Here is a 26,535-nt window from a genome sequence, read left to right as displayed (position 1 = left end):
CCAGGAACGTCACCTCACCCGCCGGATCTCGGCGGACGTCAGAACCCGGATCTCCGCGGAATTCCGGGTTCTGATGTCCACCGGACTCCGGCTCACCGGGGAAGGCGGGCGTCGGTTCGGGCTGAAAGGATCGGGGCATGGCGAGCTTCGATCCTGCGGAGTTGGATGCGGTCCGGGTGTACGCGTTGCCGATGCGCAACCGGTTCCGCGGGATCACGGTGCGGCGCGGGGTGCTGCTGTCCGGGCCTGCCGGATGGGGCGAGTTCTGCCCGTTCGAGGACTACGACGACGCCTCGGCGGTGCCCTGGTTGCGGGCCGCGTTCGAGGCCTGCGGTGAGAGCTGGCCGGAACCGGTGCGTGACCGGATCCCGGTGAACTGCACCGTTCCCGCGGTCTCCGCCGAGAAGGCCGCGCAGATCGTGGGCCGCTCCGGATGCCGGACCGCCAAGGTCAAGATCGCCGACCCCGGCCAGTCCGCCGCCGACGACATCGACCGTGTGGCCGCGGTGCGGGACGCGCTCGGGCCGGACGGCGCGATCCGGGTGGACGCCAACGCCGCCTGGGACGTCGACACCGCCGTCAGCCGCATCCGCGAGCTCGACGCCGCGGCCCACGGCCTGGAGTACGCCGAGCAACCGTGCCCGACCATCGAGGAGCTCGCCGCCGTGCGGCGCAAGGTCGACGTGCGCATCGCCGCCGACGAGAGCATCCGCCGGGCCGAGGACCCGCTGCGGGTCGCGGTGGCCGGTGCCGCCGACGTGGCGATCATCAAGGCGACCCCGCTGGGCGGAGTGCGCCGGGCGCTGCAGGTCGCGGAGGCCTCGGGGCTGCCGTGCGTGGTGTCCTCGGCGGTGGAGACCAGCGTGGGGCTCTCGGCGCAGCTGGCGCTGGCCGGCTCGCTGCCCGAGCTGCCGTTCGCCTGCGGGCTGGGCACCATGGCGCTGCTCGACGGCGACGTGGTCGCCGAGTCGCTGCTGCCCGAGCAGGGGTTCCTGCCGGTGCTCTCGAAGCCACCGGAGCCCGACCCGGCGCTGGTCGCAGCAGCCACACCGCCCGCTGACGTGCAGCGGTGGTGGCTGGACCGGCTGGGCCGGGTCGGGGCACTCCTGCGGGATTGAGGAACGGAAGCTCAGGCGGCGCGCTTGCGGGCGCGGCGCTTCTTGAAGCGGCGCAGCACCACGAACGCCACCAGCAGGCCGATCGCAGCAGGGGCGGCCCGCTTGAGGACCGGAGTTCCCGCGGTCCCCAGCAGATCGATGGCCTCGTCGTTGGCGGCGGGCTCGGCGACCCTGGTCGGGCTCGACGAGTTCTCGCTCGCCGGGGTGACCCGCCAGCTGGTGTCCTTGCGCGCCGACCCCACCGCGGCACCGGTCGCAGCCGCGCCCGCGGCGGCCGTCGTGCCGTTGGAGCCGCCCTGGGACTCGGTTCCCTTCGGCTCGGCGGTCTTGGCCTCCGAGCCCTGGGTCTCGGTCGAGGTCTGCTGCGCCGCCGGGGACTCCTGCTCGGACTCCAGCTTCTTGGCGAGGTTGTCGGCGAACTGGTTCAGGATCTTGCCGCCGACCTCCGAGATCAGTCCCCGGCCGAGCTGCGCGGGCTTACCGGTGACCTTCAGGTCGGTGTCCACGGTTCCCGTGGTGGTCCCGCCCTCGTCGGTCAGGTTGACCACGACCGTCGCGGCGGCCGTGCCGCTGCCCCGGGAGTCCTTGCCGCTGGCGTCGATGACCAGGCGCCTGGTCTTCTCGTCGACGTCCTTGAAGACGCCGGTTCCCTTGTACAGCAGCGTGACCGGACCGAGCTTGACCTTCACCGAGCCGGCGAACTCGTTGCCCTCGGCCTTGGTGAGCGTGGCGCCCGGCATGCACGGAGCGACCCGCTCCGGGTCGATCATCGCCTTCCAGGCCGCGTCGATCGGCACCGGAACGCTGAACGTGTGCTGCATTTCCACTGGAAGGTCCTCCTGATCGACCGTGCTCGCGGCTCGGCGCAGAGCCGACGTGTGAGTCTGAAGCTATAACGCAGTCCGCCTTCAAGCCTCCCAGGCCGGACGGCGCGCCGGTAGCCCGTTCGGCTCAGCGCAGCGGGCCACCTCGCCCACCAGAACGATTCGGGCCTGGCGACTGTTCCGCAGGAGCGCCGCCAGGCCCGATCTTCGTCCGGACGGATCAGCCACCCGCCGCCGCGAGCACCGCCCGTCCGGTCAGCACCTCGGCGAGGTGTTCCCGGTAGTCGGCGTCGGCGCTGGCGTCACCCGGCGCGCTGGTGCCCTCGGTCGCGTGCCTGGCCGCGGCACGAACCGCCTCGGCCGTGGCCTGCTGCCCGACCAGCGCCTGCTCCACGCCCGTGGCGCGGACCGGGGTGGGGCCCATGTTGGTCAGCGCGATGCGGGCTTCGGCGACGGCACCGCCGGAGACCCGGACGGCTGCCGCGACACCGACGATCGACCACGCCTGGGCGACCCGGTTGAACTTCTCGTAGTGGGCGTTCCAGCCGGTCCACTTCGGCATCCGGATCTCGACCAGCAGGTCGGTGGGTTCCAGCGCGGTGGTGAAGTAGTCGACGAAGAACTCCGAGGCCGGGACGGTGCGCCTGCCGGACGGGCCTGCGATGACCATCTCCGCCTCCAGCGCGAGCGCCGGAGCCGGCAGATCACCGGCCGGGTCGGCGTGCGCCAGCGAGCCGCCGAAGGTGCCCCGATGGCGCACCTGCGGGTCGGCGACCGTGCGGGTGGCCAGCGCGAGCAGCTGGGCGTGCTGCGCGATCAGCGGGTCCCGCGCCACCTCGTAGTGGGTGGTCATGGCACCGATGACGAGCGCGTCGCCGTCCTCGCGGATCCCCCGCATCTCGGGGATGCGGCCGACGTCGACGATCGTGCTCGGATCGGCCATCCGCATCCGCAGCACCGGCAGCAGGCTCTGCCCACCGCCGAGCACCTTGCCGTCCTCACCGGCCGCGGCGAGCGCGGCCAGCGCCTCGTCCACCGTGGACGGCGCGACGTAGTCGAACTGTGCCGGGATCACCGGGCACCTCCCTCGGGGTTCATCGAACCGAGTCCGCCGCCGGCCTCGGGTGCCGTGTTGCCGGACGCGCGAGCGCCGGTCACCGCCCGCCACACGCGCTGGGGCGAGCAGGGCATCTCGACGTCGTTGACGCCCATCGGCCGCAACGCGTCGACGACCGCGTTGACCACGGCCGGAGTGGAGGCGATGGTTCCCGCCTCTCCGACGCCCTTGACTCCCAGGGCGTTCGAGGTCGCGCGGGTCTCCGTGCGATCGGTGGTGAACTCCGGCAGGTCGGCCGCCGAGGGCACCAGGTAGTCGGCCAGCGTGCCCGTGGTGAGCGTGCCGGTCTCGTCGTAGACGGCCTCCTCGAAGAGCGCCTGCGCGATGCCCTGCGCGAGCCCGCCGTGCACCTGGCCTTCCACGATCAGCGGGTTGATCACCGATCCGATGTCGTCCACGCACACGTACTTGCGGATCTTCACCCGTCCCGTCTCGGTGTCCACCTCGGTCGCGCAGAGGTGGGTGCCGTGCGGGAAGGAGAAGTTCTCCGGGTCGAACGTCGCGTCGGAGTCCAGGTTCGGCTCCACCCCGTCGGGCAGGTCGTGCGCGGCGAACACCGCGAGCGCGACCTCGCCCATCGCCACGCCCCGATCGGTGCCTCGCACGCCGAACCGCCCGGAGGCGAACTCCAGGTCCTCCTCGGCGCATTCGAGCATGTGCGCGGCGATCGGCCGGGCCTTGTCGATGACCTTGTCGGCGGCGGCGACCACGGCCATGCCGCCGACCGCCAGCGACCGGGACCCGTAGGTGTCGAGGCCGCGCGGTGAGACCTGGGTGTCGCCGTGCAGCACCTCGACGTCGTCGAAGGGCACGCCGAGCCGGTCGGCCACGATCTGGCTCCACGCCGTCTCGTGCCCCTGGCCGTGCGGCGAGGTTCCGGTGACGACCTCGACCTTGCCGGTGGGCAGCATCCGGATCGACGCGTGCTCCCAGCCGCCCGCGCCGTAGGACAGCGACCCCAGCACCCGCGAGGGCGCGAGCCCGCACATCTCGGTGAAGGTGGAGATGCCGATGCCCAGCTGCACGGGGTCGTTCTCGCGACGGCGGCGTTCCTGCTCCTCGCGCAGCGAGGTGTAGCCGAACATCTCCATCGCCTTGTCAGTGGCGGCCTCGTAGTTGCCCGAGTCGTAGGTCAGGCCTGCGACGGTGTCGTACGGGAACTCGTCGTGGGCGATCCAGTTCTTCCGCCGCAGCTCCATCGGTTCCATGCCGAGCTCGGCGGCGAGTTCGTCCATCATCCGCTCGATGCCGAAGGTGGCCTCCGGGCGTCCGGCACCGCGGTAGGCGTCGGTCGGCGTCTTGTTGGTGAACACGTTGGTGCAGCTGAAGTGGTACGCCGGGATCTTGTAGATCGAGTTGAACATCAGCGCGCCCAGGATCGGCACGCCGGGCGTGACCAGCCGCAGGTAGGCGCCCATGTCGGCGAGCAGTTCGACCTTGAGCCCGGTGATCTTGCCGTCGCGGGTGGCCGCGATCGACATCTTCTGGATCTGGTCGCGGCCGTGGTGTCCGGAAACCATGGTCTCCGAACGGGTTTCGGTCCACTTCACCGGGCGGTTCAGCCGCTGGGCCATCACGAACGCCAGCACTTCTTCCGGCGTGACCTGCAACTTCCCGCCGAACCCGCCGCCCACGTCGGGTGCGATGACCCGGACCTTGCTCTCCGGCACGCCCAGGGTCATGGCGAGCATGACCCGCAGGATGTGGGGGACCTGGGTGGCCGACCAGACGGTGATCTGGTCACCGGTCGGGTCGACGACCACCGACCGCGGCTCCATGAACGCCGGGATCAGCCGCTGCTGCCGCAGGGTCCGCTCGACGCGCACCTCCGCCCCGGCCAGGGCCTGCTCCACGTCACCACCCGTGCCGGCCTCGGCGGAGTCGAAGGTCCACACGGCGTTGGTGTTGGTGCCCAGGTCCTCGTGGACCAGCGGCGATCCGGATTCGATCGCCGAGGGCATGTCCAGCACGACCGGCAGGTCCTCGTAGTCGACGTCGATGAGGTCCATCGCGTCGCGCGCCTCCGCCGCCGAGCGGGCCGCCACGATGGCGACCGCCTCACCGGCGAAGCACACCTCGTCGACGGCCATCGGCGGAGCCGCCGGGGCCTTCATGTCCTCGGTGATCGGCCACGCGCACGGCAGGCTGCCCTGGACGTCGGCGATGTCGCGGCCGGTGACGACCGCGATCACGCCTGGGGCCTGCCCGGCTTCCTCGGTGTCGATCGCGGTGATCTTGGCGTGCGCCATCGGCGAGCGCAGGATCGCCAGGTGCAGGGTTCCGCTGGGTGCGAGGTTGTCGGTCCAACGCGTGCGGCCGGTGATCAGCCGCGCGTCTTCCTTGCGCTTGCGGGAACGTCCGAGTTCCGGCTCTGCGGTCGCGGTCATTGCTGACGACCTCCTGCGGCTTCGGCGCCGGTCCGCTCATCGGAGGGCTTGCGCTGCATGGGCGTGTCGTCGGTGTGCTCGGCCGCAGGTCCGGCGCCGGGCTCCATGCGCTGGGCCGCGTCGCGGACCGCACGGACGATGTTCTGGTAGCCCGTGCAGCGGCAGAGGTTGCCCTCCATGCCTTCGCGAACCGCCTGCTCGTCCGGCTCCGGGTCCTCGGCCAGCAGGTCCAACGCCTGCATGATCATGCCGGGCGTGCAGTACCCGCACTGCAACGCGTGGTTGTCGTGGAAGGCCTCCTGCAGCGGGTGCAGCTTGCCGTCCTGGGACAGTCCTTCGATGGTGGTCACGTCGTGGCCGTCGGCCTGCACGGCCAGCACGGAGCAGGACTTCACGCTGTGCCCGTCCATGTGGACGGTGCACGCGCCGCAGTTGCCGGTGTCGCAACCGACGACGGTGCCCACCTTGCCTAGCCGTTCGCGCATGTACTGCACGAGCAGCGTTCTCGGTTCCACTTCATCGGTGTACTTGGTGCCGTCTACGTTGACGGTGATGCGGGGCATGGAACGGCCTCCTCGCCAGGAGCGCGGACGTTCGGGAACACGGACTTCCGCCGAGTGACGGATGTCACTCGGCTAGAGGGTCCTACGCCGTTCCGGCGAGAGCAAGCGCACTCAGTCGTGGTGGTGGATCGGACCCTCCACGTCGGAGAGCCTCACACCCCGGCCGCCCCAGCGCAGCGCGATCAGCTCCGCCGCGATGGAAACGGCCGTCTCCTCAGGAGTCCGGGCGCCCAGGTCGAGCCCGATCGGCGACGACACGCGGGACAGCTCCTCCTCCGTCACGCCCTCCTCGCGCAGCCGCTTCAAGCGGTCCTCGTGAGTGCGGCGCGAACCCATCGCGCCGATGTAGCCGACGTTCATGCTCAGGGCTTCCTTGAGCACCGGGACGTCGAACTTCGGGTCGTGGGTCAGCACCATGACGGCGGTGCGCTCGTCGAGCCGCCCCTCCTCCGCCTCGTTGGCGAGGTAGCGGTGCGGCCAGTCCACGACCACGTCGTCGACGCCGGGGAACCGGCTGTTGGTCGCGAACACCGGGCGGGCATCGCACACCGTGACCCGGTAACCGAGGAACGCACCCATCCGGGCCATCGCGGCGGCGAAGTCGATCGCGCCGAAGACCAGCATCCGGGGCGGTGGTTCGAAGGAGTTGACGAACACCCGCATGCCCTCGCCGCGGCGCTGCCCGTGCGGGCCGTACTCGATGACGCCGCTGCGACCGCTGGCGAGCATGCCGCGCACGTCGTCGACCACCGCGTCGTCCATCCGCGCCGAACCGAGGGTGCCGCGCACCCGCTCGCGCCAGATCAGCAGGTGGGTGCCGACCTTCTCCTGCTCGGGGTGCTCCACGACGGTCGCCACCGCGACCGGCTCCTCCGCGCGCACCGACGTGGCGACCTCGTCGAGGTCCGGGAACGTCTCGCGGTCGATCCGCTCGACGAAGACGTCGAGGATCCCGCCGCAGGTCAGGCCCACCGCGAAGGCGTCGTCGTCGCTGACGCCGTAGCGGCGCAGCACCGGCTCCGAGCCTTCCAGGACCGCGGAGCCCTCCTCGTAGACGGCACCTTCCACGCAGCCGCCGGAGACGCTGCCGACCGCCTCGCCGTCCTGCGTGACCAGCATCGACGCTCCGGGCGGGCGAGGCGCGGAGCGGAACGTGGCCACCACCGTGCCCAGGCCGACGGACTCACCGGCCTCCCAGCGCTTGGTCAAGTCATCCAACACGTCACGCACGGTGCACCTCCATTGGGGCAACCTCCATGGGGCCTCCCCGGCCCTCTCAAGCATCCACCCGCACCGGCGTCACACGACACCGACCGGAGTCCCGGGGACCTGCTCCCCGGACTGCGAAAGCCTGCGTACCCATGACCAGATGTCTTCGAGCGACCTCAGACTGTGACCGGCCACCATTCGGTCAACGTGCGGGAGGGCCGCGACAATTCCGGATTGCACGGGTTGATATCCGTCGTGACCGGCGTGCGGGTTCGCCCAGATGACACCTCGGGCGAGCCGGTGCAGCCGGCGCATCTGCTCGGCCAGGTCGGTGGCGTCGCCGCGCTCCCATCCGTCGGAGAAGAGCACCACGACGGAGCCTCGCGCCATGCCGCGCTGGCCCCACCTGTCCAAGAACACCCGGAGAGTGTCACCCAGCCGTGTCCCGCCGGAGAAGTCGGGCACCGCGCGCGACGCCGCCTGGAGCGCGGATTCGGCGTCGCGCTGGCGCAATTGCCTGCTCACACGGGTCATCCGGGTTCCGAGGGTGAAGACCTCGGTGCTCGCCGGAGCCCGGCGCACCACCACGTGCGCGAAGCGCAGCAGCGCGTCCGCGTACGGGCTCATCGAACCGGACACGTCGATCAGCAGCACCACGCGGCGGGGCCGTCGCGAGCGGTGCTGCCGCGGCAGGCGCACCGGCTCGCCCCCGGAGCGCAGCATCGCGCGCAACGTCGCGCGGGGGCTCAGGGCACCGCGCTTGCCCGGCTCGCGCCGCAGCGACGGACGCGTCGGCGGGTCCGGGCGCAGCACCGCGAGCATCCGTCGCAGGTGATCCCGCTCGGCGTCGCTGAGCTCGGTCACGTCCCGGTCGCGCAGCACCTCGGCGTCGCTGGCGGCCGCCGCGAGGGGATCCTCCGACTCGCCCTCCCCCTCGCCGTCCGAGGTCTCGGCGCTCAGGGCCGCGATCTTCGCCGGTCGCGACACCGTCTGGCCCGGCTGCTCCACCCGCATCGGCTCCGCGCTGAACCAGGTCGCGAACGCGGCGTCGTAGCGGGGGACGTCGTCGGGCTCGGAGCACAACGTGAGGCGCCCAGCCCAGTACACGCCCTCCCGGTCGTCGACCCCGACCTCCTCCACGGCGGACAGGAAGCTCTGCACCCGGTTGGGCCCCACGGCCATCCCCGAATGCCGCAGGGCGCGGGCGAACCCCACCAACCCGGTCACGGTCTCCACCGTCAGCACACCTCCCACCGCAGGTCATCGGATTCGCACCGGTGCTCCGGGCGGTTCTGGTCCGAACCGTCCACGTTTTGCCCGGTCAATTCGGACCAGGACCACCCACTGGTGACCGTCCCCGGTCAGGGCGCCAGGACTCCCGACGCCCGAACCCGCGCTTCGTCCTCGCGGTACTTGAGGACGGCACCGAGGGTCGTCGCGGCCGTCTCCGTGTCGAGGGAATCCGCGCCCAAGGCCTGGAGGGCCTGGGTCCAGTCGATCGCCTCGGCCACGCCCGGAGGCTTGAGGAGCTCCATCTGGCGCATCCGCTGGAGCGACGCGGCGACCTGCTCCGCCAGGCGGGCGTCCACGCCGGGCAGCCGGCGGCGGAGGATGGCGACCTCGCGGTCCAGGTCCGGATGTTCCAGCCAGTGGTAGAGGCAGCGCCGCTTGAGGGCGTCGTGAACCTCGCGCGTGCGGTTGGAGGTCAGGATGACGATCGGCGGTTGCTCGGCGCGGACCTCGCCGTACTCCGGGATGCTGACCGCGTACTCCGACAGCACCTCCAGCAGGAACGCCTCGAACTCGTCGTCGGCGCGGTCGATCTCGTCGACCAGCAGCACGCACGGCGCCTCCTGCAAGGCGCGCAGCAGCGGCCGGGACAGCAGGAATCGCGGCGTGTAGAGGGAGGACTCGGCGGCATCGGCGTCGAACTCACCACCGGAAGCGGCTTCCAGGGTGCGCAGGTGCAGCAACTGCCGGGGGAAGTCCCAGTCGTAGAGCGCCTGTGCCGCGTCGATGCCCTCGTGGCACTGCAGGCGGATCAGGTCCACGCCGAGCGCCGCCGCCAGGGCCTGCGCGAGCGCCGTCTTCCCGGTGCCCGGTTCTCCCTCGGTCAGCAGCGGACGCCGCATCCGCATCGCCAGGAAGGCCGCCGTCGCGATCCCGTCATCGGGCAGGTAGCCGGTCTTGTCCAGCGCCGCTGCGACCTCGGCCGGTGATGTCATCTCGAGAGCGTCAGCCACCCCCCGAGCCTATTCGACCGGACGCCGCGCTGGCGACGATCATTCTCCCGGGCAGCGGTGCAGGTCGATCGGCGCCCGCGGCTAGGATGCGCGTCGGTCGATCTTGGAGTGGTGCATGAGCGCGTTCGAGGGGTTCCCGGCGCACGTGGAGAAGCACGTCGGCAGGGTGCGGGGCGCCGACAGCCGCAGCGCCGGCGGACGGGAGCGCGCGTACAACCTCGTGTACTGCGACCACGCCGACGGCGCGCACGTGACCGTGCTGACCAGCGGACTCCGCGAGCACACCGCGGGCGCGCCGCTGCCGCAGGAACTGCTGTGCACGCTCCGCCGCGATCAGGAGCTCTACGCCAAGCACCTGGTGGCCGTGATCGCGGAGCTGCTCACCGAGTCCCGGGCGCGCGTCGGCTACGGCGCGCTGATCATGAACGACCGGATCCTGCTGCCCGACACGGCGATCGCGGGCGCTCTCGCCGCCCCGCACCCCTACCTGGGCGATGAGTTCGACGTGCTGCTGGACGACGGTGGTCGCCCGGTGCTGCAGCTGATCACGCTGGTGCCGATCACCCGGGCGGAGTCGCAGCTGGTCGCCCGCTACGGCCGCGACGCCCTCTACGACCGCTGGGAGTCGCACGACAGCGACCTCGTCGACATCTTCCGGAGCGACGTCGGCATTTCCCAGTTTTAGGGGTCATTGCAGAATCACTTTGCGTGGCGGTGCGGGTAGCGGAACCTCACACGCCGCCTGGACTCCGTGCGCCACTCCTGATGTCTTCCGCTTACCCCGGGGTGGACATCGGCGTCGCGGCGTACTCGCCAGACGACGAGTGAGAAATCCCCACAGGGGACGGCGCAGCGGTGCGGGCTGAGTCCCACACCTGAAGCAACGAGCCGCACCAGGTCCCAGTTTTAGTCATAACTGAGCCGACATTTCGGACATGATCATGGCTCGGTTTGGACTAAAACTGGGAATTGCCCCGAAACGATGAACGCGGGTTGGGGTCAGCGCATCTCGGGGGCTTGGGTGATGAAGGTGTCGAGGACTCCGTCGGCGACCAGGACCTGGCCCGCGGGGCGGACTTCTGCGGTGGTGGAGCGGATCCGCTTGGCCGCGTCCACTCCCCACCGGGCCTCGTCGAAGCGGGCCTTGGCCAGCGCCTCATCGCCCCTGGCACGTGCGTCGAGCCCGTCGGCCGTCGCGAGCAGGGCCTGGGACCACTGCGCGGCGGCGATCAGCCAGTGGTCGGTGTCGGCGACGAAGTCCCGCGGCGCCCCGGCCCGGATGCGCTTCGGCGCGGACGCGAGGAGATCCGCGTAGGACCGCAGGTCCCGGACCGCCGCTTGGCGGTCACCGCCCGCCCACGCCGCGTGGAACGCGTCGATCCGGCGGGAGAGCTCCGGCGCCGGCGGGAGCCAGGCCGAGCCGTTGGCGACCGGCGCCATGTGCTCCAGGTCGAAGAACGCCAGCAGCGCCTCCACCGTCGCCGGATCCGCCTGCACGCCCGGTGATTCACCGGCGAGCCGCTTGCCCGCCAGGTACTCGGCGGCCGCGCGCCAAGCCCGTTGCGGGTCGAAGTCCTGGTCGTTCCAGGCGAAGTCGGCCGCACCGATCTCCACGACCTTGCTCGCCGCCGCCTGGTTCATCGGGTTGACGACGTCGCCCGCCAGCTGATCGCTGAGCCCGCGCTCCCGCTTGTCGTAGGAGCCGAGCATGATCCGCCCGCGCGACCCGTTGAAGTCGTTGACCGGGTAGTTGTCCCAGAGGAAGACCTTGCGGCCCCACACGGCCTCCGCCTGCTTCGCATCGGAAACCGTGATCTGGCGCGGGATCACGCCGTCGCCGGTCCACATCACCCGCACCCGCGGATCCAGCACCTCCCGGATCGCCGTCTTGTACTCGGAGTCCTCGACGTCGGAGTACTCGGTCGGCACGAACTGCAGCGGTGCCACCCCGCGGTGGGTGTCGACGAACTCGCGCTGGACGCGGTTGAGCAGGTCGGCCTGCGCCCGCCCGGCGCTGCCCTCCGAAGGACGACCGTAGGCCTGCTCGTCACCGGCGCAGTTCCAGCGCGTGTAGGAGATGTCGTCCAGCGGCAGCGAGAAGTCGCGGACGCCCTCGTCGTACATGGCCTGCAACTTCGCCTGCAGCGCCTGGAAATCGCGCGGATCGCTGTAGCAGATGGAATTGCCCGGCGAGAGCGCGAAGGTGAACTTCACGTGGTGCGCCCCGGCCTGACCGATGAGCTCGCGCACCTCGCCGAGCTCCTGCTCCGGGTAGGGCTCGCGCCACTTCTCCCGGTGGTACGGGTCGTCCTTGGGCGCGTAGATGTAGGTGTTGAGCTTGACGTCGCCGTAGAACGCCAGCTGGTCCATCCGCTCCTGGTGCGTCCACGGCGGGCCGTAGAAGCCCTCGATCGCACCGCGCAGCGGCATCGCGGGCCGGTCCAGCACGACGGCCCCGGCGATGCGGCCGGGCGAGATGAGCTGCCGCAGCGTCTGCACGCCGTAGTAGGCACCGGCCGGGTCGGACGCGCCGATGATCACCTCGGCGTCGGTGTCCGGCCGCACCGCCAGCACGTACGCCTCGTTCTCCATCGGGACCGGGGCGCCCATGCGCGAGTCCTGCAGGCCCTTGACCAGCGTCGGCGAGGTGCGCTCCCCGATCCGCACGCGCAGCGCCGCATCCGATGCCGGGGCGCCCGGCTCGCGGAACTCGACCTCGTCGGCGCCGGCGAGTTCGAGCACCTGCTTGGCGAGGTCCTTCGTCTGCTGGTCGACCAGCGGGTCCACCACGACCTCGGCCTTGCCGCGCACGGCGACGTCGTCGCCCAGCCGGTCGATCAGCTCCGGCTGCGGGACCACCGACGGCATGCCCTCGCCGGGCAGTGCGTCGGAGCTCTGCGGGGCGGGCTCGTCCGGCGGCGGGGCGGAGTTCGTGCATCCGGCAAGGGCCATCATCCCGGCCGCGCACACCGCGAGCGACCTGGCAAAACCGCGCATCGAGCTCCCCATCCAATCCACTGGCGGACGCCCCCAGTTCAACACACCGGCGAGTGACCCGACCGGGTCACCTGCCCGCCTGACGCAAAGGCGAAGGGCCGCCCCCATCGGGGACGGCCCTTCGCTCAGCTGTCGACTGGACTCAGAAGCCCATGCCGCCCATGCCGCCGGTCGGGTCGGCCGCGGCAGCGGCGTCCCCGCCCTTCTCCGGCTTGTCCGCGACCACGGCTTCGGTGGTCAGGAACAGCGCGGCGATCGACGCGGCGTTCTGCAGCGCCGAGCGGGTGACCTTGGCCGGGTCGATGACGCCGGCCTGCACCAGGTCCTCGTACTCGCCGGTCGCGGCGTTGAGGCCGTGGCCGGAGGTGAGGTTCTTGACCTTCTCCGCGACGACGCCACCCTCGAGACCGGCGTTGACCGCGATCTGCTTGAGCGGAGCCTCGACGGCCAGCTTGACGCTGTTGGCACCGGTCGCCTCGTCGCCCTCGAGCTTGAGGCCGTCGAAAGCGGTCTGCGCGGCCTGCAGCAGAGCCACGCCACCACCGGCGACGATGCCCTCCTCGACCGCGGCCTTGGCGTTGCGGACCGCGTCCTCGATGCGGTGCTTGCGCTCCTTGAGCTCGACCTCGGTCGCCGCACCGGCCTTGATGACCGCAACACCGCCGGCCAGCTTGGCCAGGCGCTCCTGCAGCTTCTCGCGGTCGTAGTCGGAGTCCGAGCGCTCGATCTCGGCGCGGATCTCGTTGACCCGGCCGGCGATCTGCTCGTCGTCGCCCGCACCCTCGACGATGGTGGTCTCGTCCTTGGTCACCACGACCTTGCGGGCCTGGCCCAGCAGGCTCAGGTCAGCGGTGTCCAGCTTGAGGCCGACCTCTTCGCTGATGACCTGACCGCCGGTGAGGACGGCCATGTCCTGCAGCATCGCCTTGCGGCGGTCGCCGAAGCCCGGAGCCTTGACGGCCACGGACTTGAAGGTGCCGCGGATCTTGTTGACCACCAGGGTCGACAGGGCTTCGCCCTCGACGTCCTCGGAGATGATCAGCAGCGGCTTGTTGGCCTGCATGACCTTCTCCAGCAGCGGGAGGAGGTCCTTGACGTTGGAGACCTTGCTGCTCAGCAGCAGGATGTACGGGTCATCGAGGACGGCCTCCATGCGCTCCGTGTCAGTCACGAAGTACATCGAGATGAGGCCCTTGTCGAAGCGCATGCCCTCGGTGAGCTCGAGTTCGAGCCCGAAGGTGTTGCTCTCCTCGACGGTGATGACGCCTTCCTTGCCGACCTTGTCCATCGCCTCGGCGATGAGCTCGCCGATCTGGCGGTCGCCGGCGGAGATCGCGGCCGTGGCGGCGATCTGGTCCTTGGTCTCGATCTCCTTGGCGTTCTTGAGCAGCTGCTCAGCGATCGCCTCGGTGGCCTTCTCGATGCCCTTCTTCAGGGCGATCGGGGAGGCGCCGGCCGCGACGTTGCGCAGACCCTCGCGAACCAGGGCCTGGGCGAGCACGGTGGCGGTGGTGGTGCCGTCACCCGCGACGTCGTCGGTCTTCTTCGCGACCTCCTTGACCAGCTCGGCCCCGATCTTCTCCCACGGGTCCTCGAGCTCGATCTCCTTGGCGATCGAGACGCCGTCGTTGGTGATGGTCGGCGCGCCCCACTTCTTCTCGAGCACGACATTCCGGCCCTTGGGGCCGAGCGTCACCTTGACGGCGTCGGCGAGGGTGTTCATGCCGCGCTCAAGACCGCGGCGGGCGTCCTCGTCGAACGCGATCATCTTGGCCATTGCGGTGTGGTCCTCCACCTGTCTGGACGCCGACGGTGCACACTGGTGCGTGCACGACGGCAGGACTCTGCTCGGCCAGGCTCGGTGCCCGCGACGGACGATCGCGCGACGACGCCGTCATTTGGCGCCGCCGGAACGACCTCACCGTCCCGACCTGGCACTCAACGTTGCTGAGTGCCAGTACCGTGTCTAGCACTCACAGTGGGTGAGTGCAAGCGACCTCTCCCCGACTCACCCGCCGGCGGTGGGCACGGAAGTGGGCAGCGGCCCGGAAGTGGGCGTGGCCGGCGAGCTCGAACCGCTGCCGGACGTGGCCATCGCCACGAACAGCAGGACGATCACCAGCAGCGCGATGACCACCAGCACCGGCACGATCCACTTCGCCGCGCCGCCCGACGAGCTCTTGGTGAACGACGAGGAACCGGCGGGCATCGGCGGGCGCAGCCGCACCGGCTGCTGCTGCTGGTAGCCGGGGTAGTTCTGCTGCGGGTACGGCCCGGTGTGCTGGGGCACCTGCTGCGGGAAGGGCTGGGACATCGGGGGCGCCGGTTGCTGCACCGGCTGCTGAGCCACGCGCGGGGGTGCCGGGGCCTCGCCCGCCGCGGGGCCGAGCGCGGCGCGGGCCGCGGCGATCAGGTCCTGGCAGGTCGCGTAGCGCTGGTCGGCGCGCTTGGCCATCCCTCGGCGCAGCACCTCGTCGATCGGCGGCGGGAGCAGCACCAGCGAGCCCGGCGTCGGCGGTTCGGCGCTCAGGTGACCCTGGATGATCTCCTGCACCGAGCCCTGGAACGGCGGCCGGCCGGTCAGGCAGGCGAAGAGCATGCAGGCCAGCGCGTACTGGTCGGTGCGCCCGTCGACGGGCTCGCCGCGCAGGTGCTCGGGGGCGGCGTAGGTCGGCGAACCGAGGAAGTCGCCGGAGGAGGTGCGGTGGCCGGTGGCGCCGCGCCGGGTCAGCCCGAAGTCCGCGAGGTAGACGTGCTCGTGCGAGGACTCCCGCGACGTGACCAGCACGTTGGCCGGTTTGAGGTCGAGGTGCACCAGACCGCGCTCGTGCAGCATGTCCAGCGCCTCGGAGATCTGCCCGAGCAGCTCCAGGGTGCGCTTCGGCGAGATCGGCCCGTCGGAGATCAGGCCCGCCAGGTCGGAACCCTCGACCAGCCGCATCGCGATGAACAGCATGCCGTCGACCTCGCCGAAGTCGTACAGCGGCACGATGTTGGCGTGATCGATGGCGGAGGTGTTGCGGGCCTCGTCGACGAAGCGCTCGCGGAACTCCGTGTCGCCGGTGATGTGCTCCCCCATCACCTTCAGCGCGACCTTGCGACCGAGCCGGACGTCGGTGGCGCGGTACATCACGCTCATCCCACCGCGACCGAGCACGCTGTCGATCTTGTAGTGGCCGAGCCGCTGCCCGCTCAAATCTTCCGACACGTCGGTCACCCTAACCGGCGGAGATCACGCCCGGGTGCTGGTTCGGCGTTCCGCCCGTGTCGCGTTGCGGCCCGGTTCCCCACCAGGAGAACCGGGCCGCACGACGACAGGGAGCGAAGTTCTCGTCAGACCTTGCGGACGCCGTCGGCTTGAGTTCGGCCATCACGGCCGGCTTTCACCTCGAATTCGACCCGATCCCCTTCAGAAAGGGTGCGGAAACCAGACATGTCGATTGCGGAGTAATGGACGAACACATCGGATCCACCGTCCGTCGCGATGAATCCGTAGCCCTTCTCCGAGTTGAACCATTTGACCGTGCCGACCGCCACGGCGTCCTCCTCAAGAAAATGTGATGCACGGCGTTACCGCCGCTGGAGCATCGGCCACACTACTCCGGAAAATCTGGCTCGTCGCGGGTCCGGCAATACGACTTTTCCGTTAAACGCTGGGCCGAACGGGTGGCCCGCTCGGCCACGTTCCGTTATCGGAGCGGCCTCATTCCCCCAAATATCGCAATCGTTCTCAACCCCCGCAAAAAACGGCAAGGAATCCTCAACCGTGAAACCAGCTCGCAGCACCGAGCGGGCTCGCGAGCCGACCGGAAGCGCATTCACGAGCAATTGCGAATGGGCGCGCGGAAGGTTCAGGTTCCACTTGCGCGCACTGGGCGGGACCGCTCCCGAAAGGCGCTTCAAGAACGAGGGCCGAGGCCATTCGCCCGCAACCAGCCGACGAGACCGTTCGGGTTCCGGGTCTGGGTGAGCACCTGTCCCGGGCCGGCGAAGTCGAAGACCAAACCCTCGCCGCTCTTCAGCGACTGCGCGACGCCCGGGTTCATCTGCCGCAGCTGGCTCTGCACCGTGTCGGCGTAGGCGACGACGTGGCCGGTGTCGATCGTGACGTACTCGCCGGGCTGCAGGGTCACCACGTCCAGGGCGCCGTAGCAGGCCACGACGGCGGACCCGTGCCCGCTGAGCCGGGTGAGGAATCCGCCCTCGCCACCGAAGAGGTTCTGGAAGCCGCCCCACTGGGTTTCGACCTGCACCGTGCTCGCCGAGGCCAGCCAGCACCCCTTCGTCACGCACCAGCCGACGCGGCCGTCGAGCTCCAGCACGTTGAGGTCGCCCGGCAGCGTCGGGGCCACGTCGACCCAGCCGCCCTGCTGCGGAGCGGTGTAGGTGGAGACGTAGAAGGACTCGCCGCCCAGCGCGGAACGGGCCAGCGACTTGAAGAAACCGCCCTGCGCGCGCGAATCGACGGTCACGCCGTAGCTGGTGGCCAGCATCGAGCCGGACTCCACCCGCACGGGCTCCCCCGGCGCGAGCATCAGCCGGGCGACGCCGTACGACGGCGTGTGACGAGTACGGACCTGCACAGCACAACCCCCTTCGCCGACGCCGACGCTCGGCGAGGGCACCGCGATTCTATGTAGGCGGTTCTCCCCGCGAGGCAGGTCCGCTCGGCTCGACCGGGCGGGCATTGTGCCACCCACCCGGGAGCGATCAATCCCACGCCGATGGCGACACGGCGGGTGCCTATGACAGATGATGCGTGGCGTGTCCTCTTCCAACCCCGCGAACGAGCTCACCTCGGTGGCAGACCACGAGGCGAAGGTCGCGTCCCTGCTGACCCGCACCCCGGTCGAGACCCGCCCGCTGCAGAACTGCCTCGGTCTCGCCCTGGCGAGCGATCTGGTCGCCCCGATTCCGCTGCCGCCGTTCAGCAACTCCGCGATGGACGGCTACGCCGTTCGCTCGGTGGACCTGACCGAGGCGACGCAGGACGCACCGGTGAAGTTGCCGGTGTCCGAGGACATCCCGGCCGGGCGGGTGGACGTGCCGCCGCTGCAGCCGGGCACCGCGCACCGGATCATGACGGGCGCGCAGCTGCCGCCGGGGGCGGACGCGGTCATCCCGGTGGAACGCACCGACGGCAGCACCGAGACGGTGGCGCTGTTCGCCTCCGTGCAGCCGGGCGCGCACGTGCGGCGCGCGGGCGAGGACGTCGCGGAAGGCACGACCGTGCTCACCGCGGGCACCCGGCTGGGTGCCGCGCAGCTCGGCGTGGCCGCGGCCGTGGGCGCTGCCGAACTGCCGGTGCACCGACCGGTGCGCGTGCTGGTCCTCTCCACCGGCTCCGAGCTGGTCGCCCCCGGCGACGAGCTGCAGAACGGGCAGATCTACGAGTCCAACGGGCTGATGCTCGCGGCCGCCGTCGAGGAGGCCGGCGGCGAGCCGACGACGCTGCGGTTCGTGCCCGACGACGTCGAGGCGTTCCACGCGGTGCTGCAGGAGCACCTTGACTCCGCCGACCTGCTGCTCACCTCGGGCGGGGTCAGCGCAGGAGCGTACGAGGTGGTCAAGGACGCCCTGGCCGGCAACGGCGTGGAGTTCACCAAGGTCGCGATGCAGCCCGGGATGCCGCAGGGCTGCGGTCGCTACCGGGACGCCTTCGCGGTGGTGACGCTGCCCGGCAACCCGGTGAGCTCGATGGTCTCGTTCGAGGTCTTCGTCCGCCCGGCGATCCTGGCCGCCGCCGGGCACACCGCGCTCTCGCGGCACCGCAGGCAGGCCGTGCTCGCCGAGCCGCTGATCGCCCCGTCGGACAAGAAGCAGTTCCGGCGCGGGGTCTTCGACCCGGAGACCGGCGAGGTCAGCCTGCAGGGCGCCCCGGGATCGCACCTGCTGGGCAGCCTGGCGAAGGCGAACTGCTTGCTGACGATCCCCGAGGACGTGACCGAGGTCCCCGCCGGGTCCACTGTGGACGTGGTGTTGCTGGACTAGATCAAGTCGATATCGCTTCTCACACCCTTGTTGACGGTTCGACTTTCGGTCGCGAAGACTGCGAGCTCGACCTTCCACTTCCCCTCCGGAGTTCTGCACGTGCGTGGCCCCTGGCGCGCCGCCCTGGCGCTGGCGTTGCACATCGGTTTCTTCGCCGGTTCGATCGGTCTGATCGCCGGTCTGCTGCTGATGGCGGGCATGACCTTCCGCCGCGACACCGTCGGTGGGATGAAGGTCGCCTTCGCCGCCCTCGTCGTCGGCGCGATCCTGGTGATCGGCCTGCGGGCGGTGCTGCGCAACCGGGTCCGCCCGCGCGGCGTGCCGGTGGACCGGGTCTCCCAGCCCAACCTGTGGCGCACCATCGACCAGCTCGTCGACGCCACCGACTCCCCTCTCCCGGACGAAATCCGGATCACCTCCGAACCGGGCGTCACCGTCCGGGAGGAGACCGCGCTGCTCGGCCTGCGCACCCGCACCCGCTACCTGGAGATCGGGCTGCCGGTGCTGGCGGCGCTGACCACCTCCGAGCTCGGCGCCTCGCTGGCCCACGCGGTCGGCCGCCTGACCGGCCGCAGCAGGCTCACGGTCACCGCGCACCGGGTGCTGGCCGGCGTGCAGCGGACCATCGACGGCCTCACGGCCGGGCCCGTGAAGTGGATCTTCGCCGGTTACGCCCGGCTGTTCACGGCCATCGCCGTCACCACCACCAAGGAGCTCGTGCTCGCGGGTGACGCCGCCGCGGTGCGCGTCGCGGGCAAGCGGACCGCCGTGATGGCGCTGCGCAAGACGACCGCGATCGAACTGGGCTGGCAGGACTACACCGCCGAGTACCTGAGCCTGGCCGCCACCATCGGCCACGCCCCCGACGTGCTGCTCGGCTTCCGCAGCTTCATGGACCACCCCACGCGCAAACCCGCGCTGGCCGAGCGCGCGAAGCAGGCCATCGCCGAGGAGAGCGGCGAACTGCCGGTGCGCGCCAGGATCGACCTGATGAAGCGGCTCAAAGCCGCCGACAAGGAAGCCGACGAGCGTCCGGCGTTCGCGATCCTGCGCAAGCCGCGCAACGCCGTGCCGGAGCTCGAGGACCGGCTCCTGGTGGACTCGCTCGGACCGCGGATGCCGTGGCCCGAGGTCGCCCGCCAGGCGGGCGCAACGCAGTCCGCCGAGAAGGCCGCGCAGCTCAGCGCGGCCGCGCACCAGTGCGGGCTGGGCGTGGACCCGACGATCCAGGGCGTCCTCGCCGCCATCCACCGCGGCCACGGCCGCGACCTGATCAACCCGGTGCTCAACCCGGGCCTGCACCCCTCGGAGATCGACCGGACCGCCGAGGACACCCTCACCGAGCTGCTCGGATGCACCGTCATCGACGCGCTGATCTGCGCCCACCGGGCCCACCACGAACTGGACTGGGGCGGCCCGCTCGGAGTGCGGCTGGCCAACGGGCGGCCGCTGGACCCCGATCGCCTGGTGCGACCCGCGGTCGCCGACCCGCGGCTCATCCCCGGCCTGCACCGGGTGCTGGTCGACCTCGGCGTCCCGCTGCACCACACCCGCGAGCCCGCCGAGGAGCCCGAACCCGTGCTGGCCGGGATCGTCAGCCCGGTCCAGTGCTCCGGCGAGGCCTACGACCTGCTCGTCACCGACCGCGGTCTGCTGCTGCTCCCCAGCGACGCCAGCGCTGCGAAACGCCTGCTCGCAGGCACCCTCGCCCGGCTCAGGGAGGCCGAGGAGGAACAGCTCAGCGAGCTGGCGTCGAGCCCCGTCAGCGATCTCCAGCAGCGCACCGGAGCTCAGTGGGTGGACAGCCGCGACGTGGCCAGCGCCCGGCTCGACCAGGAGAAGACGGGCTGGTCGCTGGACCTGGACCTCTACCTCGACGAGTACGCGATGTCGACGCTCGACGATCTCCGCGTGGCCTCGGGCAGCAAGGACGGGGTGTCGGTGCTGACCCTGCACAGCACGGCCGACGGCGTCGAGCACGGAGATCCGTACCACGGGCTGGCCGAGCTCATGGGCGCGCGCATGGAACCGGACGAGCCCGCCCTGTCCCTGGATTGACCGCCCCACGTTCGTGAACCGAGCAGACGCTTTGCTGACTCGGAGTCACTAAATGCGTTCGCAACGTCCTCCGTTAGCGGCTACGGACAAGCTGTGAACTCAATTACACTAGAAACCGCGTCACGAACCGTTGATCAGTCCATCTCCTTCGTGTCCGCGACGGCACCCACGCTTGCCGGGTGGCTGCGGACCGCCAGAAAAGAGGGCCGTGCGCCGTCGGGGGGCGCACGGACCCGAAATCAAAGAGGCCGTTCGGCACCTACGGGGAGGCGCCGAACGGCCTCTTTGTTCTCTTCTTCCGTGAGGTGGCCCCGCTGCGTGGCGGTGCGGGTGGCGGAACCTGAGACGCCGCCTGGGTCCGGGCGCCACTCCTGATGTATGCCAATACACGGCGTCGCGGCGTCCTCCCCAGGCGACGTCTCAGAACCCGCGGCGGTGCGTGTTGCTCAGGTGGGGTACTGCGGAAGCACCTTCGGTGCTTGCCTGACGTTTGGGGGGTTCACCCGTCCGTGTGACTCGGGGTCTTCGGGGCGGTAGCATTCCGGTTGGTGTACGTGCAGGTCAGTCGGGCTGTTCTTGATCGACTTGGCCCCCTGACGATGGTGGGGACGAGGCGTCCGCGATGCTGTACGTCAACGGCGCAGGCAGGACTACCGCGCCGCGCTGACATGATTTCCGACGCAGAGGCGCGACTACCTCGATGAGCAGCACCCAAGAGAGCCCGCTGGCGCACCTGATCGCGCTGGCCAAGGACACCGTTCCGCCGATGCACCCGGCAGGCAGGCCGTTCGTCATCGGCGCCGCCGTCGGCACGCTCGTGCTGCGCCGCATCTGGCGTCCGCTGGGCGTCGTGGGCGCCGTGCTCACCGCCTGGTGCGCGTGGTTCTTCCGCGAGCCCGCCCGCACCACCCCCACCCGCGCGGGCCTGGCCGTGGCAGCCGCGGACGGCGCCGTCGCGCACGTCGAGAGCGCCGTGCCGCCCGCCGAGCTGGGCTTCGGCGACAAGCCGATGACCCGCATCAGCACCTTCCTGACCATCTTCGACGTGCACGTCCAGCGCGTCCCGGTCAGCGGCAAGATCGACAAGATCGTCTACCGCCCGGGCAAGTTCCTCTCCGCCGACCTGGACAAGGCCAGCGAGGACAACGAGCGCAACTCGATGGCCATCCGCGCCGAGGACGGCACCCGCGTCGCCGTCGTGCAGATCGCCGGGCTGGTCGCGCGCCGCATCGTCTGCGAGGTCGCCGAGGGCGACAGCATCAACGCCGGTGACACCTACGGCCTCATCCGGTTCGGCTCGCGCGTGGACCTCTACGTGCCCGCCGACAGCAAGGTCCTGGTCGAGCCCGGCCAGCGCACCATCGGCGGCGAAACCCCGCTCGCCGAACTTCCCAGGGGGAATCGCGACCGATGAGCATGCGGACCACCCCCGGCGTCCGGCTGCTGCCCAATGCGATCACCGTGCTCGCGATGTGCGCGGGCCTGTCCGCGATCCAGTTCGCCCTCAACGAGCAGCTGAACTTCGCGATCGGTTCCGTCGCCGTCGCCGCGGTGCTCGACGGCCTCGACGGCCGGATCGCCCGGCTGCTCGACGCGACCTCCAAGATGGGCGCGGAACTGGACTCGCTGGCTGACGCGATGTCCTTCGGCGTGGCCCCGGCGTTGACGCTCTACGCCTGGCACATGCAGGACAACCGGGCCGGCTGGGTGGTCTCGCTGATCTTCGCGGTCTGCATGGTGCTGCGCCTCGCGCGGTTCAACACGCTGCTCGACGACGCCGAGCAGCCACCGTTCGCCAAGGAGTTCTTCGTCGGCGTGCCCGCCCCGGCCGCCGGCCTGCTCGCGCTGCTGCCGCTCGCGCTGACCGCGCACTTCGGCTACCCGGGTTGGTGGGCGCACCAGGGCGTGGTGATGGTGTGGATGGTGCTGATCGCCGCGCTGGCGGTCAGCCGAGTGCCCACGCTGTCGCTGAAGACGGTGAAGGTGCCGCCGAAGTTCGTGGCCCCGCTGCTGGTGGGCGTCGCGCTGCTGGCCGCGCTGATCGTGGTGTTCCCGCTGCTGTCGCTGGCCATCGCGATGGTGCTCTACCTGCTGCACGTCCCCTACGCCGTCTACCGCTACCACTGGTTGTCGCGGCACCCGGAGGCGTGGGACGCCGCTCCCCGCGAGCGCCGGGCGATCCGCCGCAGCAACCAGCGCCGCCTGGGCATCCGCCCGCCGCTGCGTCGCAGCGTGGCGGGAGCCGCGCGCCGGGTCCGGCTGCCGCGCCGCCCCACCGGGCCGGGACACCCCCGCCGGAGCTGGCGTCGCCTGGAACTCCGCCGCAACCGCAACGACTACTGACCACAAACCAGTTCCGCGGAACCCTTTCAAGTGATTTCCCTGGGCAACTCCCAGTTTTAGTCCAAACTGAGCGGACATTTCGGGCACCGAAGGCCCTCGGTTATGACTAAAACTGGGCTGGGCCCACCACCTTCAGCACCGTCGCGCCTCGCGGGTAGCCGCTAGGGTCTGGGTGTGGCTTCGATCAGCTTGACCGCGCGGGTCTCGACCTCCGCCCGAGACACCCGGCGCGGCGTCGTGCGATTGCACCCCGAGGTGCTGGACGCCCTGGACCTGAAGCCGTGGAGCGCCGTGCGGCTCACCGGCGCGCGCGAGACCGTCGCGCTGGCCGCCGCCGCGGACCGCACCTCACCGACCGGGTTCCTGCTGCTCGACGACGTCGCGCTGCTCAACCTCGGGGTGACCGAGGGGTCGTCCGTCGCCGTCTCCCCTGCCCAGGTCGAGGCCGCCAAGAGGGTCGGGATCACAGGTTCGCGGATGGCGCGCGCGACGGTGTCCGACGAGACGGCGCGACTCGCGCTGACCGGCAAGGTGTTCTCCCGCGGCGACGCGGTGTCGCTCCTCCCCCAGGACCTCTCGCCCGCCTCGTCGTCCCGCGCGGGCGAGGTGCGGCGCCAGCTGTCGGCGGCCATCGGCCTGACCTGGACCACCGAGCTGATCACCATCACGTCGACCGAACCTGCCGGAGCGGTGGCCGTCCAACCGTCCACGGTGGTCGAGTGGCAGGACGGCTCGACCGCCGAAACCCCCTCCCCCGCAACCGAAGAGGCCGAACCCGCTCGATCACCGTCCGAGCCGCACGCCGGAGTCCCGGTCGCCGATCTGGTGGGCTCGCGCGAGACCGCCCGGCACCTGACCGAGTGGCTCCGGCTGGCCTTCGATCAGCCGGAGCTGCTGCGCAGGCTCGGCGCCGACCCCCGGCTGGGCGCGCTGATCAGCGGGCCGCCCGGGGTTGGCAAGGCGACGCTGGTGCGCTCGGTGTGCGCCGAGATCGGCGCGCAGCTCGTCGAGGTCTCGGCCCCCGCCATCGCAGCGCTGGAGCCGCGCACCGCCGCGAGCTGCCTGCAGCAGGCCATCGACCGCGCGACCGCAGCGTCCGGCAACCGGGTCCTGCTGCTCACCGACGTCGAATCGCTGCTGCCGGAGTCCGACCCGCCGCCGCTGGCGACCATCGCGCTGGAAGCGATCCGCGCCGCGGTCGGCGGTGACGGGCCGGCGGTGATGGTCACCAGCGCGCACCCGCAGTCGGTCGATCCGCGCTTGCGCGAACCGGGCCTGGTCGACCGCGAGCTCACCATCGGGCTCCCCGACGACACCACCCGCGCCGACCTGCTCGGCGTGCTGCTGCGCGGCGCACCCGTCGACGAGGACGTCCGGTTCGCCGAGATCGCCGAGCGCACACCGGGTTTCGTCGTCGCGGATCTGCTGGCGCTGTGCCGGGAGGCCGCGCTGGGTGCCGCGCTGCGGCACCGCGACGACCCCGCCGACCCGCGCATCCGCCGCCAGGACCTGCTGGACGCGCTGGCGTCGGTCCGCCCGATCTCGATGTCCACATCGGACAACCTGCAGACCGGCGGCCTCACGCTGGACGACGTCGGCGACATGACCGAGGTCAAGCAGGCCCTCACCGAGACCGTGCTGTGGCCGCTGCAGTACCCGGATTCGTTCACCCGCCTGGGAGTCGAACCGCCGCGCGGCGTGCTGCTCTACGGCCCGCCCGGGTGCGGCAAGACCTACCTCGTGCGCGCGCTCGCAGGCAGCGGCCGGCTCAACGTGCTCACCGTCAAGGGCGCGGAGCTGATGGACAAGTGGGTCGGCGAGTCCGAACGCGCCGTCCGGGAGCTGTTCCTGCGCGCCCGAGGCGCCTCACCCGCGCTGGTCTTCCTCGACGAGGTGGACGCGCTGGCCCCGCGCCGCGGCCAGTCCTCGGACTCCGGCGTGGCGGACCGGGTGGTCGCCGCGCTGCTCACCGAGCTCGACGGCGTGGAACCGATGCGCGACGTGGTCGTGCTCGCCGCGACCAACCGGCCGGAGCTGATCGATCCGGCGCTGCTGCGGCCGGGACGGCTGGAGCGCCTCGTCTACGTCCCGCCGCCGGACGCCGAAGCGCGCCAGGCGATCCTCGCGGCGGCGGCGAAGAACACTCCGCTGGCCGGGGACGTCGACCTCGCAGCCCTGGCCGGGGACCTCGACGGCTACTCGGCGGCGGACTGCACGGCGCTGATCCGCGAGGCGGCGCTCACGGCCATGCGGGAGTCCCTCAGCGCGGCCGAGGTCACCGCCACTCACCTCGTCACGGCCCGCGGCTCGGTGCGCCCCTCGCTGGACCCGGCGCAGCTGGCCACCCTCGCCGCCTACGCCGAGAACCACCGGCCCTGACGGGTCAACAACCGCCGAGCGGCGGAGCCGCTTTCTCCTCACCCCACCTGAGCAACGGGCACCGCCGCGGGTTCTGCCACGTCGTCTGGCGAGTACGCCGCGACGCCGTGTATTGGCATACAAAAGGAGTGGCGCACGGAGTCCAGGCGGCGTGTCAGGTTCCGCTACCCGCACCGCCACGCAGGACGACCGAAGATCACTTCCCCGCTGAGGGACCCTTGTAGTCGTTGGTGATGATGGCGATGAGGCCGGGCGTGGCGTCCTGGATGCCGTCGAAGCGGGTCTCCACGCGAGCGCCGATCTTCGCGGCGAGCTCCTTGGCCTGGCGCTCCTCGTCGCTGCCGGGGCGGAAGTAGACCGTGGTGGTCGGGATCTTGCCCGCGGCGTAGTTGCCGACCTCGGGCACGTCGTACCCGGCCTTGCGGAGGTCCTCGGCCGCGCGGTGGGCGAGCCCGGAGATCGTCGAGTTGTTGTAGACCCGCACGATGATCTGCTCGCTGCCCTTGCCCGAGCCGACCGGGATGTCCTGCGACTGACCCGAACCGGGCGCCTGGCCGGTGCCGGAACCCGGCTGCGGGCTCTGCGGCGGATCGACGACCGGCGGCGGCTGCACCGGGGCCGTCTGCGCGGGCGGCTGCACCGGCGGCGGCTGAACGGGCGGGACGACCGGGGACGGCGCGGGCTCAGGCGGGGACTGCACCTGCGAGGTGGGTTCCTGCGGCAGCGGCTGGGCGGTGTCCGAGGACTCACCGGACATCAGCGTCACGGTGCCGAGGACGGCCGCGAGCACGCCGACCCCGATCAAACCCAGGCCTATCAGCTTGGCCCCGCCGGGCCCGCCGGACGGTTCCCCAACACTCATCAGTGCAACTCGATTCCCAGTCGTTGAGCGGCCCTCGCGCGCTGCCGTGCCGCCCGTGCCTTGCGCAATCTCTTGATCAGCATAGGGTCCGCGCTGAACGCGGCGGGGGAATCCAGCAGCGTGTTGAGCAGTTGGTAGTACCGCGACGCGGACATGTCGAAGAGTTCCCTGATCGCGATGTCCTTCTTGCCCGAGCGCTTCCACCACTGCGCTTCGAAGGCGAGGATCCCGAGTTCGCGGTCGGTCAGGGCCCGGTCGACGGGGCCGGGCTCCGGCTCCTCCTCGGGCGGGTCGACGATCCGCTCGATGGGCTGCGTGATCGGCTCGGCGAGGACCAACCGCCGGCGTTCCGTCGCCCGCTGACTTCCGTGCGTGCGCGCCAGTTGCTCGCACTGTCGGGCGATCTCCTGCGCGGTCAGCATCTGGGCGGCGTCCATCCGGCTC

The 26,535-nt window shown here is 70.9% G+C and carries 21 protein-coding genes; 7 read left to right on the top strand and 14 right to left on the bottom strand.

Going from position 1 to position 26,535, the window contains the following annotated elements:
* The first annotated feature begins 137 nt into the window (after window positions 1-137).
* Window positions 138-1,118, top strand: coding sequence for an o-succinylbenzoate synthase (locus FHU35_RS27300; protein WP_145744939.1), 981 nt, complete (start codon window positions 138-140; stop codon window positions 1,116-1,118).
* Window positions 1,119-1,129: 11 nt separating this feature from the next.
* Here FHU35_RS27300 and FHU35_RS27295 read toward each other — a convergent pair whose 3' ends face one another.
* The 7 genes from FHU35_RS27295 to FHU35_RS27265 form a co-directional block, all read right to left on the bottom strand.
* Complete coding sequence (locus FHU35_RS27295) at window positions 1,130-1,939, bottom strand: SRPBCC family protein (RefSeq protein WP_342788588.1); 810 nt, start codon at window positions 1,937-1,939, stop codon at window positions 1,130-1,132.
* Between the two features lie 223 nt (window positions 1,940-2,162).
* On the bottom strand, window positions 2,163-3,017 hold the full coding sequence (locus FHU35_RS27290) for an FAD binding domain-containing protein (protein ID WP_145744934.1): 855 nt from the start codon (window positions 3,015-3,017) through the stop codon (window positions 2,163-2,165).
* Window positions 3,014-5,446 carry a xanthine dehydrogenase family protein molybdopterin-binding subunit gene (locus tag FHU35_RS27285; protein ID WP_145744932.1) on the bottom strand — a complete coding sequence of 811 codons (2,433 nt, stop codon included), beginning with the start codon at window positions 5,444-5,446 and terminating at the stop codon, window positions 3,014-3,016. Before FHU35_RS27285 ends, FHU35_RS27290 begins: the two co-directional genes overlap by 4 nt.
* A complete protein-coding gene (locus FHU35_RS27280) occupies window positions 5,443-6,009 on the bottom strand; it encodes a (2Fe-2S)-binding protein (RefSeq protein WP_145744929.1) in 567 nt (188 codons plus the stop codon). The genes FHU35_RS27285 and FHU35_RS27280 overlap by 4 nt, the downstream gene beginning before the upstream one ends.
* A 111-nt stretch (window positions 6,010-6,120) precedes the next feature.
* Complete coding sequence (locus FHU35_RS27275; RefSeq protein WP_145744927.1) at window positions 6,121-7,239, bottom strand: XdhC family protein; 1,119 nt, start codon at window positions 7,237-7,239, stop codon at window positions 6,121-6,123.
* A gap of 69 nt (window positions 7,240-7,308) precedes the next feature.
* Window positions 7,309-8,400 (bottom strand): vWA domain-containing protein, encoded by a 1,092-nt coding sequence (locus FHU35_RS27270; RefSeq protein ID WP_145745401.1) that lies wholly within the window; start codon window positions 8,398-8,400, stop codon window positions 7,309-7,311.
* 179 nt (window positions 8,401-8,579) lie between these two features.
* The gene (locus FHU35_RS27265) at window positions 8,580-9,443 is read right to left on the bottom strand and encodes an AAA family ATPase (RefSeq protein WP_145745399.1); all 864 of its coding nucleotides are present in this window, start codon (window positions 9,441-9,443) and stop codon (window positions 8,580-8,582) included.
* Window positions 9,444-9,576: 133 nt separating this feature from the next.
* Between FHU35_RS27265 and FHU35_RS27260 the strand changes: the two genes are divergently transcribed.
* A complete protein-coding gene (locus tag FHU35_RS27260) occupies window positions 9,577-10,146 on the top strand; it encodes a suppressor of fused domain protein (protein ID WP_145744924.1) in 570 nt (189 codons plus the stop codon).
* Between the two features lie 314 nt (window positions 10,147-10,460).
* On the opposite strand, the gene FHU35_RS27255 is transcribed toward FHU35_RS27260, so the two are convergent.
* From FHU35_RS27255 to FHU35_RS27235, 5 genes are all read right to left on the bottom strand, one after another.
* Window positions 10,461-12,458: a glycoside hydrolase family 84 protein gene (locus tag FHU35_RS27255; RefSeq protein WP_145744922.1), complete on the bottom strand. Its 1,998-nt coding sequence runs from the start codon at window positions 12,456-12,458 to the stop codon at window positions 10,461-10,463.
* 142 nt (window positions 12,459-12,600) lie between these two features.
* On the bottom strand, window positions 12,601-14,235 hold the full coding sequence (groL, locus tag FHU35_RS27250) for a chaperonin GroEL (RefSeq protein ID WP_145744920.1): 1,635 nt from the start codon (window positions 14,233-14,235) through the stop codon (window positions 12,601-12,603).
* A gap of 231 nt (window positions 14,236-14,466) precedes the next feature.
* Window positions 14,467-15,666, bottom strand: a complete 1,200-nt coding sequence (locus FHU35_RS27245) for a serine/threonine protein kinase (RefSeq protein WP_145744918.1) — start codon at window positions 15,664-15,666, stop codon at window positions 14,467-14,469.
* A gap of 125 nt (window positions 15,667-15,791) precedes the next feature.
* Entirely contained in the window at window positions 15,792-15,995 is a 204-nt protein-coding gene (locus FHU35_RS27240; RefSeq protein WP_132623257.1) for a cold-shock protein, read from the bottom strand.
* 362 nt (window positions 15,996-16,357) lie between these two features.
* The gene (locus tag FHU35_RS27235) at window positions 16,358-17,041 is read right to left on the bottom strand and encodes a TIGR00266 family protein (RefSeq protein WP_145744916.1); all 684 of its coding nucleotides are present in this window, start codon (window positions 17,039-17,041) and stop codon (window positions 16,358-16,360) included.
* Between the two features lie 172 nt (window positions 17,042-17,213).
* On the opposite strand from FHU35_RS27235, the gene moeA reads away from it, so the two are divergent.
* The 5 genes from moeA (at window position 17,214) to FHU35_RS27210 (ending at window position 25,229) form a co-directional block, all read left to right on the top strand.
* On the top strand, window positions 17,214-18,449 hold the full coding sequence (moeA, locus tag FHU35_RS27230; RefSeq protein ID WP_222429516.1) for a molybdopterin molybdotransferase MoeA: 1,236 nt from the start codon (window positions 17,214-17,216) through the stop codon (window positions 18,447-18,449).
* A 99-nt stretch (window positions 18,450-18,548) separates the two neighbouring features.
* Window positions 18,549-20,507 carry a M48 family metallopeptidase gene (locus FHU35_RS27225; RefSeq protein ID WP_145744912.1) on the top strand — a complete coding sequence of 653 codons (1,959 nt, stop codon included), beginning with the start codon at window positions 18,549-18,551 and terminating at the stop codon, window positions 20,505-20,507.
* Window positions 20,508-21,207: 700 nt separating this feature from the next.
* The gene (locus FHU35_RS27220) at window positions 21,208-21,921 is read left to right on the top strand and encodes a phosphatidylserine decarboxylase (RefSeq protein WP_145744910.1); all 714 of its coding nucleotides are present in this window, start codon (window positions 21,208-21,210) and stop codon (window positions 21,919-21,921) included.
* Complete coding sequence (gene pssA / locus FHU35_RS27215; protein ID WP_145744907.1) at window positions 21,918-22,850, top strand: CDP-diacylglycerol--serine O-phosphatidyltransferase; 933 nt, start codon at window positions 21,918-21,920, stop codon at window positions 22,848-22,850. Before FHU35_RS27220 ends, pssA begins: the two co-directional genes overlap by 4 nt.
* A 174-nt stretch (window positions 22,851-23,024) precedes the next feature.
* On the top strand, window positions 23,025-25,229 hold the full coding sequence (locus tag FHU35_RS27210; protein ID WP_145744905.1) for an AAA family ATPase: 2,205 nt from the start codon (window positions 23,025-23,027) through the stop codon (window positions 25,227-25,229).
* Window positions 25,230-25,425: 196 nt separating this feature from the next.
* Here FHU35_RS27210 and FHU35_RS27205 read toward each other — a convergent pair whose 3' ends face one another.
* A complete protein-coding gene (locus tag FHU35_RS27205) occupies window positions 25,426-26,091 on the bottom strand; it encodes a LytR C-terminal domain-containing protein (protein ID WP_145744903.1) in 666 nt (221 codons plus the stop codon).
* Window positions 26,091-26,399, bottom strand: a complete 309-nt coding sequence (locus FHU35_RS27200) for a DUF3263 domain-containing protein (RefSeq protein ID WP_425474192.1) — start codon at window positions 26,397-26,399, stop codon at window positions 26,091-26,093. Before FHU35_RS27200 ends, FHU35_RS27205 begins: the two co-directional genes overlap by 1 nt.
* Between the last annotated feature and the right edge of the window lie 136 nt (window positions 26,400-26,535).

Source organism: Saccharopolyspora dendranthemae, from assembly GCF_007829955.1.
Lineage (GTDB): Bacteria > Actinomycetota > Actinomycetes > Mycobacteriales > Pseudonocardiaceae > Saccharopolyspora > Saccharopolyspora dendranthemae.
This window is presented reverse-complemented; position numbering and strand designations above follow the sequence as displayed.

Bases quoted from the DNA above. Each gene is read 5' to 3' on its own strand.
- FHU35_RS27300 (WP_145744939.1), top strand. From the start codon at position 138: ATGGCGAGCTTCGATCCTGCGGAGTTGGATGCGGTCCGGGTGTACGCG.
- FHU35_RS27295 (WP_342788588.1), bottom strand. From the start codon at position 1,939: ATGCAGCACACGTTCAGCGTTCCGGTGCCGATCGACGCGGCCTGGAAG.
- FHU35_RS27285 (WP_145744932.1), bottom strand. From the start codon at position 5,446: ATGACCGCGACCGCAGAGCCGGAACTCGGACGTTCCCGCAAGCGCAAG.
- FHU35_RS27280 (WP_145744929.1), bottom strand. From the start codon at position 6,009: ATGCCCCGCATCACCGTCAACGTAGACGGCACCAAGTACACCGATGAA.
- FHU35_RS27270 (WP_145745401.1), bottom strand. From the start codon at position 8,400: ATGGCCGTGGGGCCCAACCGGGTGCAGAGCTTCCTGTCCGCCGTGGAG.
- FHU35_RS27265 (WP_145745399.1), bottom strand. From the start codon at position 9,443: ATGACATCACCGGCCGAGGTCGCAGCGGCGCTGGACAAGACCGGCTAC.
- FHU35_RS27260 (WP_145744924.1), top strand. From the start codon at position 9,577: ATGAGCGCGTTCGAGGGGTTCCCGGCGCACGTGGAGAAGCACGTCGGC.
- FHU35_RS27255 (WP_145744922.1), bottom strand. From the start codon at position 12,458: ATGCGCGGTTTTGCCAGGTCGCTCGCGGTGTGCGCGGCCGGGATGATG.
- groL (WP_145744920.1), bottom strand. From the start codon at position 14,235: ATGGCCAAGATGATCGCGTTCGACGAGGACGCCCGCCGCGGTCTTGAG.
- moeA (WP_222429516.1), top strand. From the start codon at position 17,214: ATGCGTGGCGTGTCCTCTTCCAACCCCGCGAACGAGCTCACCTCGGTG.
- FHU35_RS27220 (WP_145744910.1), top strand. From the start codon at position 21,208: ATGAGCAGCACCCAAGAGAGCCCGCTGGCGCACCTGATCGCGCTGGCC.
- pssA (WP_145744907.1), top strand. From the start codon at position 21,918: ATGAGCATGCGGACCACCCCCGGCGTCCGGCTGCTGCCCAATGCGATC.
- FHU35_RS27205 (WP_145744903.1), bottom strand. From the start codon at position 26,091: ATGAGTGTTGGGGAACCGTCCGGCGGGCCCGGCGGGGCCAAGCTGATA.